Source organism: Nostoc sp. FACHB-110 (assembly GCF_014697425.1).
Taxonomy (GTDB): Bacteria; Cyanobacteriota; Cyanobacteriia; order Cyanobacteriales; family Nostocaceae; genus Nostoc_B.
Genome location: NZ_JACJRU010000032.1, coordinates 76,650 through 87,513, shown reverse-complemented (window position 1 = coordinate 87,513; position 10,864 = coordinate 76,650). Strand labels below are relative to the sequence as shown.

Here is a 10,864-nt window from a genome sequence, read left to right as displayed (position 1 = left end):
GTCAGAAATACCCTTAAACGGCTGCCCATACCCCTGTTACCCTAGTAGACACATTTATGTATTTACTTATCTTTACACAGTTTGGTTTTTTCACCTTGTTCTACTTATCAATATCGACGTGGTTTCTTAGAAGTGATTAAACAAGGATGCCATTATCCGAAAAAATTCCAAGATGCGGGATGGTACAATCCTATCGAATTACCTTATTGTTATAAAACTTGTAATCAAGTCACAACATTATTTGTGAATTTTGATATTACACATCCAGAATACAATGAACTGAAAGCATCAGGTTGGCATCCACCTGTTTCATTAGATGTGAAAAAGTATTATGAACTGTATGGACATGAATATTGGTATTAAATGGTAAAAATCAAGCTTCTTAATTCTGGCAAATGTATTTCCCCTAATGCTATTTTTATATCACTGATGGATGGAAAGTTTATCCTCAGTTTATTGAGCCAGGTGATCAAATTGTGAGTAAGATTTACATGACTAGAGTAGAAGGCGAAAACACCCGTTTACGTCATTATTTAGCACGACTGCATCGCAAAACACTGTGTTAGTCTAAGTCCGTAGAAATGCTGAAATACTCTATTCGATTATTACTTCATTACTTAAAATACCGTTTTATCCTTGTGTTTGATTAATTCATACCGCATTCACCAACGCCGACAATTCATACCCTTGTTCACATGAGTAGTTGGGCGATGGCTACGCCAACGCTCCTGGGCGAACGCGCTGATTGTGGGTTTTGGTTCGGCGCAGCAAGTGTAGAGAAAAAAGAAGCCCAATCGTCAAAACCAATGACGAGCCTTGGTTGTAGGCATTGCGAATATTTTGATAAGTAAACCACAGGCATATAAGCAAAACACCTACTCTCACGCAGGTAAGCGCGATCGCTTAATTAGAGGTTTTGACCTAGTGCAGCAAGTGTAGAGAAAAAAGAAGCCCAATCGTCAAAACCAATGACTAGCCTTGGTTGTAGGCATTGCTATTATTTTGATAAGTAATCTACAGGCATATTAGCGAAATACCTGCCCTGTCTCTTTCCTAGCGATGCTTGAGAAGTTCGGGTGATGAGCGTAAGAGTAGCTACAAGAAAAACTTAAAATTTATGTGACTTCCTGGCTTTCATCGAAGACAATTGCAGATAACTCAGCTTCATACGCACAAATGCCCCAAACCAAAGTTGATACAGTTGTTTGCATCAACGGCAATATCTTAATCGTCTATGACACGCCCGGGCAGTGTTGGCAGTTCCGGGTCATTAGCCGTACAGGTGAAGTATTTGGGGAGCAGAAATTGTATTACACTGCAAGAGCAGCATTGAATATGGGGTTGAGTTGGTTAAAAGATGAAGTGTAATGAGTGCTTACGCTTCTTTAACGATTTTTTGTCAACTGCACCAAAATAGCCTCAGCCTTTTCTAGTAGCCTTCTATGTAAAATTATCCGAAAAAATGGGCGCTTTGTGGATGAGGGGTGATGGGTTCGTTGGGACGATCACATGAAGGTGTTGCCGCTTATTTGCCGCTTGTAGATTAACATCGCGTTTTGGTTGAAAAGCCTATAATTAAATACCAGAGTAAGGAGCTAAAGCTAAAGTTTGGTTAGAGTCAGCCAACAGAAAGAGATCGCAGATATTTAAAAGTTCAACTTCAGTCTGTGCCTGCCGCATCAGCCGCAAGAAATGACCTTGGCTGTCAACGCTGAGGGCAATGTAGTTGAGAAACAGTTTGAGGTAGCCAACACGCGCTCGTTCTGGAATAGTGGGTGCTTCTGGGGTTTGGCATAAGCGGTCAATGTAGTGGCGTACTTCTGCTAAAGGAGGGGGCTTGATTGGCTCACAGAGCAAAGCTTGGCGAATTTGATGAAAAATCCAGGGATTACCAATTGCCCAACGACCGACCATCACACCAGCTGCACCTGTTTGAGACAGCACCGATAGTGCTTGTGCGGCTGAGTAGATATTTCCGTTAGCCAGGACTGGACAATTAACGTGTCTGACTGCTTGAGCAATCAAGTCGTAATTCACCCTGCCTTGATATCTGTCTTTGACGGTGCGACCATGTAAACTCAACAAATCAATGCTATGGCGATTGATGAGATCGAGAATTGGCAAAAAAGTATCGCTATTCTCAAAGCCCAAGCGCATTTTGACAGTAATTGGTCGGTCATTAACTGCTTGCCGGAGTTCACCTAAAATACGATCTACTTTTTCAGGCACAAGCAGTAATCCACCCCCAGCTTGTTTACGGTAGATTCTGGGTGCGGGACAACCCATGTTTAAGTCAACTCCAGCGATATTGTAGCGACAGAGTTCCTTTGCTGTTCGGACTAAATCAGGAATGCTTTCACCAATCATTTGCGCAAAAACAGGACGGCCTGTATCGTTATGGGTGATAGATGCCAGAATGAAGGAGTTGAGCCGTGATGTTTCATTGACACGGAAGTATTCGGTGAAGAAGTAGTCAGGGCTGCCGTAGTGAGCAATGACTTTCATAAACTTGAGATTTGTCACATCTTGCATGGGTGCAAGAGCAGTGAGAGGTAAATCAGGGTGGAGGGATTGAGGAAGCGGCACTTGGGGCATAGAAAGGATAGCAATTGACCTTGTACAATGTATTAACTAAGCTATTGTTGGTCGCGGTCAATCCACTTATGTACGTTAGGAACTTCAAATTGACTCAACTTTTCAATTAATTCCACAGGAGTTTCCCCTACTAAAACAATGTTTCTGTGTTCAGAGCGAATAAATTGCTCTTTTGTCGCATGGTTAAGGAAAGAAATTAATCGGTTATAAAATCCGTCAATGTTTAATAGTCCACAAGCCTTGCGATGAAAACCAAGTTGAGTCCAAGTAACAACTTCACAAAACTCTTCTAATGTTCCTAGCCCACCAGGAAGTGCAATAAAAGCATCAGCCAGCGAAGCCATAAGTGATTTACGCTCGTGCATTGAACCGACAACTCGAAGGTCGCTTAAACCAGTGTGTGCAACTTCCTTATCGACTAAGGCTTGTGGAATGACACCGATAACTTTCCCACCAGCAGCCAGTAAAGAATCAGCTATAGCACCCATGAGTCCGACTTTTGCGCCACCATAAACAAGGGTAATTCCACGCTGTGCCATTTCACTACCAAGACTGTGTGCGGCTTCAAGATAGCTATTGCGATGACCAAAATTAGAACCACAGTAAACACAGATACTTTTCATCAATTTATTTAATCATTGGTAAATATAAACTTGCCTGGAAGAAACTTGAGCAAAGAGAGCAACGTCAAAAAAAGGAAGCATTTAATTTATGATAAAACCTTTGCTCAAACCAACTTTTAACTTATTTTTGGGTTCACTAACAGCCAAAGCTTTAAAACAGGTAAGTGCGATTATACTATTATGCGCTTTGACAACCAAAGCAGTGCTGGCCCAAGCTCCAAGCTTTACTGATGTTGAGACTGATGTTTATGCTAAAGAGATTCAACAGGCTGTTGAAACAGGCCTGATTGCTGGCTTCAGTTCTAACAATACTTTTCGTCCCACGTTAGAACTAACAAGGGAACAAATGGTGTCAATGGTAATAAATGCGCTCAGTAAGTTACCTGTAAGCCCTTTAACTGTGCCACATGACCCACCACCAGCAGCCGGAAACTTATCGAAAGTGACAAGCTCGCCTTATCGGGATGTAGAGGTAACTCGTTGGAGTGCGGCAATGATTGAGTGGGCAAAATTTAACTCGATTGTACTCGGCTATTCTGATGGCACTTTTCGTCCTAGCCAAACAGTAACTCGCGCTGAGTTGATGGTGGTATTGCGTAAAGCTGTGCAGTACGCCGATGAAGCAGGAGCAGGTTCTAGCATAGCAAACAACAAGCCAGCAATAGCGTTTAGTGATATATCCAATCATTGGGCGCACAAACAAATCGTACAGATGTCTGCTTACTGTGGTGTGGCAACTCCCGTCAATGAAACTGGAAACGCCTTCTTTCCGAATTCTGGGACACGGCGGAATTATGGAGCAGCAGCCACATTAAGGATGCTCAACTGTCTTAGGAAGTAGCCTCTGTGTTAATTCTTGCCGTGCCAACTGGTCTGCTTCCTAATTAGCAGCAACTTGCTCCAAGGTATTGTTAATAGATGAAGTAAATCGTCACAGCTTCGCCTTCCATTTGTCCAGCGTAATATGAGATGTAGATCATACTCTTACCAAATCAGTATCAGTGACCCAGGCACGGCGATCGCTCGAAGTTATCAGTTGGCCATCGGATTCAGTTAATTCAGGAGAAGTCCACTCGACGGTATAAAGCCAACAGCCTTCGATTCTGTGAATGCCTTGAACAATCCGAAACTGGGCGGTATTTTGGCTGCGGTAAAAAAGCACTTTATCACCCAGAGCAAAGACAGGCTTATCAGCTACTTCCAGGTGTAATGCGCCAGTACCACGCAATTGAGAGGCTGGTGCGTAAACGACTTCATTATTAATTGCAACAGCGTAACTCCATTCCCCCTGCAACCACTCGACTCCACAGCAGTAGCCGAATGAGTTAGCAGTGGTGAGGTAGACTCTTTCTAACAGACGAATGACCAACGGCGGTACTTCTGCCCCCCAAGGTGGTGAGATATACCAAGAAGTTTCGAGAGAATTGATTAGATTAGTCATAATGCACCTCCTGACCCAAAAGTAGACTGTACAGATAATCAATGCGTTTCCAAGCAACCGCAGCTTGCCGAGGTGAACAACTCAAACCGTAAGCCCGACGAGCATCATAGTTGCCTTTAATCCCTTTAGGTATGTAAAGGGTGACAGTGGTAGGTGGTGATGTCTGAGTGGATGGGAATTTGGGGCTGTTCATGACGCAGTACCGATTGTGAATAGGCAGAGATTTCAACAAATTGCTTGACTTGGAATTTGTGGGATAAACCCGCCGCCGCAATACTGTAATGGCAGAGTCCACCAATGCCGGAAAATAGGGAAAGGACAGATATCATGCGACTGCCTCCAGGTGTTGGGAGTGCAAATCAATCTGGGCATTAAACAAACCTTGCTTGCCAGTGATAGAAATAGGCTGAACAATCCGCCTGATATTGTCCAATCTCCAAGCAAACCGCCCAACTCGCCAATCACCAGTATCAAGTTCAGTTTGCGGCTGCTGGTCAATGAACCCCTGATTCATGCTGATGCAAGCGGTTAAATCAACCAGAGCAACGGCGTAACCAAAAGGTAAATCTTCCCATTCAATGTAGTTATCAGTGTTAGCTAGTATTTGTTGATACTTGCTAAGGAAGTAGTTGTGAGTGAGTTCTTGGTGAATGCTAGTTCTCTTAGCAGCACAAATTAACAACGGGCCTCTGTAGCTGGTAGACCAAGAACGGGTTTCATGCTTTTTCAAACCCATTGGGATGAGTGTTGCCCAGGGCTGATGCAAACTGATGGCTTTGATTATTTGGGTAGTCACAGTTCTAAAACTCCAATAGTTGAATGTATGCGTCCAATGCAGCAATAGCCGGATGAAGCTGCGGTTGAGATTTCAAACCATTGCAGATAACCGCAGTAATCCCAAGTTCAGTAAAAGTAAACCCGATGCTCTTGTGTCGAGCAGCGCAGTGGTTGATGATGGTCAACAAAATGAAATTGAGTTGTTGTAGGGTAAAGCCTTGCCCATTTTCTAATCGCCAAGCAAAGTTTTCAGTAGTAATTAGCCGCCAAGCATCAGTTGATTCACACTTTTCAACTGTTGGTAAAATTCGGATTTTGAATTTGAAATCGTGATTAGTCGTTTGGCATTCGTCAGGAGTAAGGACGGCCCATTGGTGAAGGAGTTTTTGGTAGATGGTAGTCATGATGTTGATTAAAGGTAAATTAGTTTTTGCCACAATGAAGTAAGGAGAAGGAGGAATTATGACAAACGCTCTGCCACCGGAAGATATCAGTGTAAGGTTTGATAATATTGATACTCGTCTAGAAGAGATAGGTGACGAGTTAGATTTGCTTCGTACCGTACAAAATGCCAACAGGCGAGAAACAAGGGGGAATTCCCAAACAATTGTGCGGTTAGAGCGTACTATCAGAGAACTGGCTGATATTGCTCGTCTGCATCAAGAAGCACTACGGGTGGCTCAAAGAGATGCTGAACGTGATCGCTTGGTCTTTCAAGAAGAAATTCGGCGGATTTGGGAATACCTGCGCGATCGCAACGGTGGTAGTAGTACGCCGAATTAGCAGAACACAACTACCGTTAAAACCCCCGACCACGAGATAAATTCTTGAACGAAATAAACTGATGGTCAAACAAAAGCTTGACAGCGCCAGTAGGGCCATTGCGTTGCTTGCGAACAATTAACTCAGCAATGCCCCGATCTGGGGTATCTTCGTTGTACATTTCTTCGCGGTAGAGCATGATCACAACATCGCTGTCTTGCTCTACCGCACCACTGGAACGCAAATCGCTGAGGATGGGGCGTTTATCGTTGCGGTGTTCAACTTCACGGCTTAACTGGGAGAGAGCTAGAACTGGTACATCCAAATCCTTGGCGAGTTTCTTCAATCCTCGGCTGATTTCGGCAACACGTTCAGTCATATTCGCCCTGGAGTCAGCAGCTTCAGCCATCAGTTGCAGATAATCGACAATCACAAGCCCAACGCCACCGTAATGGGATGAAGTTCGGCGGACTTGACTACGGATTTCATTGAGAGATGGGCAAGATTCGTCGTTGATGAAAATCTGTTGTTCACTCAGTTGAGCGATCGCCCCACTCAAGGGTTGCCATTGACCCTCAGAAATAGCTCCTCTTTCGAGAAAATTGTTTTCAATCCCAGATTCGCTGCTCAAAAATCGCTGCGTGTACTCTTCGATTGACATTTCTAAACTGAAAACGCAAATAGGGAATTGACCAGTTTTGGCAACATTAAGGGCAAGATTACCAGCTAAAGCAGATTTACCAACAGAAGGACGAGCCGCCAGCACATACAACCGCCCTTTACGAAAACCACCGCCGAGCAAACTATCCAAATCATAAAATCCGGTAGACAGTGCCGGAGCAACTGTACCCGCATGACGCGCCTCGATTTCGGTGAAAGTGTTGGCCAGGGCATGAGAAATGTGAACCAAGTCAGAGGCAGAATGCTCAGACGCAATGCCGTAGACTTTTTGTTCGGCTTCGTCCATGACATTGGTGAATTCTACTTCAGTGGCATAACCGAGTTGAACAATTTCAGTTCCCGCTTTAATCAACTGCCGTCTTTGGTATTTCTCCATCACCAAATCAGCCAAAGCATCGATGTTCACGGCTGTGACAGTGCGATCTACCAGTGTGGCCAGTTTATTGCGTCCACCGATGCGAAGCAACAAACCATTGTCAGACAACCAGTTGGTAATGCAAAGCAAATCAGTTGGTAGTCCTTGGCTGTACAGTCGTTGTGCGGCTTGATAGATGTCTTTGTGGGCATTGATGTAAAAAGCATCTGCTATCAAGCGATCGCTGATTCGGCTCATGGCATTGGGGTCGAGCATGATTCCGCCGAGTATTGCTTCTTCAGCTTCAATGCTTTGTGGGGGCAAGCGGTCTTGCTGGGATGTGAAGTTTAGTTCGTGTGTCATAAATCCTCAATTAGAAGGTCGGGGGTCGGAGGTCGGAGGTTAAGAGTGAAAAATAGAAGCAGGGAAAGTCAAGAAGAAAGCCGAATTTGGAGAAAATACTTCCGACTTACTGCTTCCGACTTCACCTCATGCAGCCTGTTGGTGTAAGTGAGCGTAGATGTGTGGATGTGTTAGTTTTATCCAATCCAGCCATTTTTCCGTTGCGCCTGGGTTTTGCTGGTCATAACGAGTGCTGAATTGGGCGATCGCTTTATCCTTGCCAATTTCATCCATGCGGTCTAAAAATTCGCTAAAGATGGCTTTATGCCAATCCAGAGAATGGTTAGCGAAATAGCCGATGGGAGAAAATTCACAACTTGCTGTACTTGCAGTTGATGACGTTGTTTGTTTTTCAGCTAGAAATTCGTCCCACAAATCACTAGCTCTCTCGAAGCTATTGCGAATTTCGGCTTTCGCGTCAGAAAGCATTTTTCCTGGTTGATTCTTGTAGCGTTTTTCAAACAGCCATTGTGCAAATTCTTCATTAGGCGTATTCGTCGTTTTCATCCAGGGGTCAGACGCATTGGACTTGAGAGTGCCTTTTACGGGGTTCAATGTTCGATTGTTTAAGAACGGGTCTTGTCGAACTGACTTATTCGATTGTTCGACTTTATCGAACGGCGGCGGGGTGGTATTTTCTCCACAAGAGAGATTTTCATGTTGATGAGAAGACTCGGATTTGTTTGACAACGAAATGAGAGATTCGGGAATTAGTTCTTTCTCTTCGTTGTAATTTTTTTCAACTCCCCCCTCTCCCTCTTGGGTTTTAGGATCTTGGGTTAAGGTTCGTGAAGATGGAGAAATAGTAGTCTCTGAAGTAATCTCTGATGTAATCTCTGTTTCTATATATGTATTTTCACCTTTTCGGAATTTTAAACTTAACCTTTTGGGAATTTTCAATTTAACCTTTTCGGAAATTCCCCTTTTCGGAAATTCACTTTTTGGTAAATTAACCTTTTGGGAAATTAACCTTTTGGGAAATTCACTTTTTGGTAAATTACCATTTTCGTCACAACCAGAATTCGCAAGGGTTTTGACACGTTCAGGAGCGATAACGGGGTTTTGTACAACTTGAGCCAGAGCAGAAAGAAAATTCTCCCAGTCAATGCGGATATGTTTTGTCGGACTATTATCAAATTTGTAGATAGTCGTTTTGATTAAATGCTTGGACTCTAATAACCTGATGGCAGAGTCAAACTGTTTGGGAGTAATGCGGCATTCATTCCACCAATCTAAACGTTTTTTAGCTAACCATTTGTGACCATCACGTTCAATCTTTAACCGGGATTGGCCAGAGTCATCAGGTAAATGCCAATAGATGATTTGGCTCAGTAAAATTCCGGCTATTAAGTCACCACCAACAACATCAACATAACAACGTTTGACCTTCAGTGTATCCCTTGAATGTGCTTCCCAAGCTAGAAAACTAGCTTGATTTTTGAAGCAATTTGTCCTAGCTTTTGGAGAGGAGAGTTTTGGTGTTTTTAATGCTAAACTCATAGTTAGATTAACCCCTATTACTTGGTTTTCTTCCCCCTCGGTTTGCGCTCTTAAACCGAGGGTTTTGCTTTTGTTTAGAAGTAAAAATTTTCATTATCTAAAGCTTGAGTATTGGTTGTAGAGCATTTCATCCCCTTGGTATTACAGGTTTTAAACTTATAATCACCAAGCAACTCACCTTTTTTGATGTATAAGTGAATTGAAGTTTCACTCCTGATAAAATACTCATCTCTTCCCCCCAACGTGCGGTCGAAACGTCAGATTAATTCGTGTAGTTACAAACTTGGTGGTCTTCGGAACTTGATGCAGATGAGTTGCTTGACAACCAGGAAGCATCACAAGCAAACTCCCATGCTCCAGCCAGAAATCAGTAGGCTTACCTCCGATGGCCTTAATCTGAAATTTCCTCACTGACCCCAAACTGATGGAAGCGATCGCGGGATCTAACCCCATCGAAGCCTCGTTATCGTTGTGCCAGCCGATACTGTCTTTGCCACTCCTGTACTGATTGCCAATGACGATACGGAAGCTGTAGCCAGTAGCGGCGGTGATTCTATCTCGCAGTTGTGCCAGTGGTTTTGTCCAGGGCTGGGGTTTGAGTAAAACGCTCTTGGAGTAGAGGTAATCACATCCTTCATCCCCGTAAATACATTCCAGCCGGGGAACAGCCATAGTTTTACCCAGCATCTTTATTTGATTCTGTTGCCATTGCAGTTGTTGGCAATGTTCGTAAAGTTCGTCAGCTTCTGCAAGAGTGAGAAACTCTGGATAATAAGTGACTAGTAAAGTAGAAGCAGATTCGGGAAATAAAGTTAGCTGTTGCATAATTCTCCTTGAGAAATCGCCCGAACAATATTAAGAGCTTTTTCTTGTGAAATCGCTTGTTCAGGATTCTTGTAAAATCCAACAATTTGAGATTTGGGACGCACGATAATGCGCTGTGTGGTTACACGTTTGTCCCAAACAAAGCAGGAAATGGTGATATTGTCAGTAGCCCAACGAGTACCCCGCTTGTCCTTACGAAAACAAAAGCGCGGCAGAGTTAACACCAGTGAAGGCGGATATTGCATCATAAAATCCGCCCGATCATCACAGGGTTCAAGAAAGCTGGTGAGTAAGAAAGCAGCGACACCAACACGGGCTTTGTGGTAGGCATTTTTGATAATAGGTGCAGCAAACTCCGCATAAGGTGGATTTGTGCAGATCCAGTCGCATTCGGGAAATTCTGCCCAAGATTCGGATAGTGTTGCATCTAAGTGGTGATCAGCCTGTTTGTTCGGGTCGATGTCATTTGTCCAGATATGTTCTGTATGAGGCCACACGGATAGTAATGATGCGATCGCGCGATGCCCAACACAAGGTTCACCAATCACACCAGACAACGGGACATGGCGTAGGAGTTCTGTTGTGAACCAAGAAGGAGACTCGTAAAAGTTGAGAGGGTGACGGGTGACGGGTTCAGTAACAGCCATATAGGGTGCTAATAATGGTGTGACTGTCATGCTGCTTCTTCCTCAACATTAAAAGAGTCTTGACTGTGGACAATCGTTGCGTTTATAGACTCAAACTCAACCTGAAAGATGTTCAAATCTGGAGTTATTTCGCCGGAATTGTATCGGTCTGTAATGACTTGTTTGATGCCTTCTTCTGTCAGTCCATCTGGTAAGTGAATATGGGCTTCACTAACGACTTTTTCGACTATTTGAACTACAACTTTCATAAATCCTC

Annotated in this window: 16 protein-coding genes and 1 pseudogene; 6 read left to right on the top strand and 11 right to left on the bottom strand. The window is 43.7% G+C overall.

Annotation, left to right across the window (positions count from 1 at the left end; genetic code table 11):
- The first annotated feature begins 81 nt into the window (after window positions 1-81).
- The 4 genes and pseudogenes from H6G69_RS24140 (at window position 82) to H6G69_RS24130 (ending at window position 1,368) form a co-directional block, all read left to right on the top strand.
- On the top strand, window positions 82-363 hold the full coding sequence (locus tag H6G69_RS24140; protein WP_190691648.1) for a hypothetical protein: 282 nt from the start codon (window positions 82-84) through the stop codon (window positions 361-363).
- A 50-nt stretch (window positions 364-413) separates the two neighbouring features.
- Window positions 414-650, top strand: a pseudogene (locus H6G69_RS24135) (IS1 family transposase); the annotation flags it as partial.
- Between the two features lie 166 nt (window positions 651-816).
- Window positions 817-939, top strand: coding sequence for a hypothetical protein (locus tag H6G69_RS34485; RefSeq protein ID WP_277883447.1), 123 nt, complete (start codon window positions 817-819; stop codon window positions 937-939).
- Window positions 940-1,176: 237 nt separating this feature from the next.
- Window positions 1,177-1,368: a hypothetical protein gene (locus tag H6G69_RS24130; protein WP_190691658.1), complete on the top strand. Its 192-nt coding sequence runs from the start codon at window positions 1,177-1,179 to the stop codon at window positions 1,366-1,368.
- A gap of 207 nt (window positions 1,369-1,575) precedes the next feature.
- Here the strand turns inward: H6G69_RS24130 and H6G69_RS24125 are convergent, their stop codons facing one another.
- Together H6G69_RS24125 and H6G69_RS24120 are read right to left on the bottom strand one after the other, a co-directional pair.
- The gene (locus tag H6G69_RS24125; protein ID WP_190691647.1) at window positions 1,576-2,595 is read right to left on the bottom strand and encodes a tRNA-dihydrouridine synthase; all 1,020 of its coding nucleotides are present in this window, start codon (window positions 2,593-2,595) and stop codon (window positions 1,576-1,578) included.
- A 41-nt stretch (window positions 2,596-2,636) separates the two neighbouring features.
- Window positions 2,637-3,218 carry a TIGR00730 family Rossman fold protein gene (locus tag H6G69_RS24120; protein ID WP_190691646.1) on the bottom strand — a complete coding sequence of 194 codons (582 nt, stop codon included), beginning with the start codon at window positions 3,216-3,218 and terminating at the stop codon, window positions 2,637-2,639.
- Between the two features lie 88 nt (window positions 3,219-3,306).
- On the opposite strand from H6G69_RS24120, the gene H6G69_RS24115 reads away from it, so the two are divergent.
- Window positions 3,307-4,059 carry an S-layer homology domain-containing protein gene (locus H6G69_RS24115; protein WP_190691645.1) on the top strand — a complete coding sequence of 251 codons (753 nt, stop codon included), beginning with the start codon at window positions 3,307-3,309 and terminating at the stop codon, window positions 4,057-4,059.
- A 135-nt stretch (window positions 4,060-4,194) separates the two neighbouring features.
- Here the strand turns inward: H6G69_RS24115 and H6G69_RS24110 are convergent, their stop codons facing one another.
- The 4 genes from H6G69_RS24110 to H6G69_RS24095 all read right to left on the bottom strand — a co-directional run bounded on the left by H6G69_RS24110 (window position 4,195) and on the right by H6G69_RS24095 (window position 5,840).
- The gene (locus H6G69_RS24110; RefSeq protein WP_190691644.1) at window positions 4,195-4,659 is read right to left on the bottom strand and encodes a DUF1392 family protein; all 465 of its coding nucleotides are present in this window, start codon (window positions 4,657-4,659) and stop codon (window positions 4,195-4,197) included.
- A complete protein-coding gene (locus H6G69_RS34120) occupies window positions 4,652-4,852 on the bottom strand; it encodes a hypothetical protein (protein WP_242072167.1) in 201 nt (66 codons plus the stop codon). The genes H6G69_RS24110 and H6G69_RS34120 overlap by 8 nt, the downstream gene beginning before the upstream one ends.
- 132 nt (window positions 4,853-4,984) lie before the next feature.
- Window positions 4,985-5,455 carry an ASCH domain-containing protein gene (locus H6G69_RS24100; RefSeq protein ID WP_190691643.1) on the bottom strand — a complete coding sequence of 157 codons (471 nt, stop codon included), beginning with the start codon at window positions 5,453-5,455 and terminating at the stop codon, window positions 4,985-4,987.
- A gap of 4 nt (window positions 5,456-5,459) precedes the next feature.
- Window positions 5,460-5,840 carry a hypothetical protein gene (locus tag H6G69_RS24095; protein WP_190691642.1) on the bottom strand — a complete coding sequence of 127 codons (381 nt, stop codon included), beginning with the start codon at window positions 5,838-5,840 and terminating at the stop codon, window positions 5,460-5,462.
- Window positions 5,841-5,898: 58 nt separating this feature from the next.
- Here H6G69_RS24095 and H6G69_RS24090 point away from each other — a divergent pair, with 58 nt between their 5' ends.
- Complete coding sequence (locus H6G69_RS24090) at window positions 5,899-6,219, top strand: hypothetical protein (RefSeq protein ID WP_190691641.1); 321 nt, start codon at window positions 5,899-5,901, stop codon at window positions 6,217-6,219.
- Window positions 6,220-6,235: 16 nt separating this feature from the next.
- Here H6G69_RS24090 and dnaB read toward each other — a convergent pair whose 3' ends face one another.
- The 5 genes from dnaB to H6G69_RS24065 form a co-directional block, all read right to left on the bottom strand.
- Entirely contained in the window at window positions 6,236-7,597 is a 1,362-nt protein-coding gene (dnaB, locus tag H6G69_RS24085) for a replicative DNA helicase (protein ID WP_190691640.1), read from the bottom strand.
- A gap of 126 nt (window positions 7,598-7,723) precedes the next feature.
- Window positions 7,724-9,136 (bottom strand): hypothetical protein, encoded by a 1,413-nt coding sequence (locus H6G69_RS24080; RefSeq protein WP_190691639.1) that lies wholly within the window; start codon window positions 9,134-9,136, stop codon window positions 7,724-7,726.
- A 225-nt stretch (window positions 9,137-9,361) separates the two neighbouring features.
- A complete protein-coding gene (locus H6G69_RS24075; RefSeq protein ID WP_190691638.1) occupies window positions 9,362-9,961 on the bottom strand; it encodes an alpha-ketoglutarate-dependent dioxygenase AlkB in 600 nt (199 codons plus the stop codon).
- Window positions 9,949-10,638 (bottom strand): hypothetical protein, encoded by a 690-nt coding sequence (locus H6G69_RS24070; protein ID WP_190691637.1) that lies wholly within the window; start codon window positions 10,636-10,638, stop codon window positions 9,949-9,951. Before H6G69_RS24070 ends, H6G69_RS24075 begins: the two co-directional genes overlap by 13 nt.
- Window positions 10,635-10,856: a hypothetical protein gene (locus H6G69_RS24065; protein ID WP_190691636.1), complete on the bottom strand. Its 222-nt coding sequence runs from the start codon at window positions 10,854-10,856 to the stop codon at window positions 10,635-10,637. Before H6G69_RS24065 ends, H6G69_RS24070 begins: the two co-directional genes overlap by 4 nt.
- Window positions 10,857-10,864: the final 8 nt, after the last annotated feature.

Coding starts and splice junctions, on each gene's coding strand:
- dnaB (WP_190691640.1), bottom strand. CDS start 7,597: ATGACACACGAACTAAACTTCACATCCCAGCAAGACCGCTTGCCCCCA.
- H6G69_RS24090 (WP_190691641.1), top strand. CDS start 5,899: ATGACAAACGCTCTGCCACCGGAAGATATCAGTGTAAGGTTTGATAAT.
- H6G69_RS24130 (WP_190691658.1), top strand. CDS start 1,177: ATGCCCCAAACCAAAGTTGATACAGTTGTTTGCATCAACGGCAATATC.
- H6G69_RS24115 (WP_190691645.1), top strand. CDS start 3,307: ATGATAAAACCTTTGCTCAAACCAACTTTTAACTTATTTTTGGGTTCA.
- H6G69_RS24070 (WP_190691637.1), bottom strand. CDS start 10,638: ATGACAGTCACACCATTATTAGCACCCTATATGGCTGTTACTGAACCC.
- H6G69_RS34120 (WP_242072167.1), bottom strand. CDS start 4,852: ATGAACAGCCCCAAATTCCCATCCACTCAGACATCACCACCTACCACT.
- H6G69_RS24065 (WP_190691636.1), bottom strand. CDS start 10,856: ATGAAAGTTGTAGTTCAAATAGTCGAAAAAGTCGTTAGTGAAGCCCAT.
- H6G69_RS24125 (WP_190691647.1), bottom strand. CDS start 2,595: ATGCCCCAAGTGCCGCTTCCTCAATCCCTCCACCCTGATTTACCTCTC.
- H6G69_RS24080 (WP_190691639.1), bottom strand. CDS start 9,136: ATGAGTTTAGCATTAAAAACACCAAAACTCTCCTCTCCAAAAGCTAGG.
- H6G69_RS24075 (WP_190691638.1), bottom strand. CDS start 9,961: ATGCAACAGCTAACTTTATTTCCCGAATCTGCTTCTACTTTACTAGTC.
- H6G69_RS24110 (WP_190691644.1), bottom strand. CDS start 4,659: ATGACTAATCTAATCAATTCTCTCGAAACTTCTTGGTATATCTCACCA.
- H6G69_RS24120 (WP_190691646.1), bottom strand. CDS start 3,218: ATGAAAAGTATCTGTGTTTACTGTGGTTCTAATTTTGGTCATCGCAAT.
- H6G69_RS24095 (WP_190691642.1), bottom strand. CDS start 5,840: ATGACTACCATCTACCAAAAACTCCTTCACCAATGGGCCGTCCTTACT.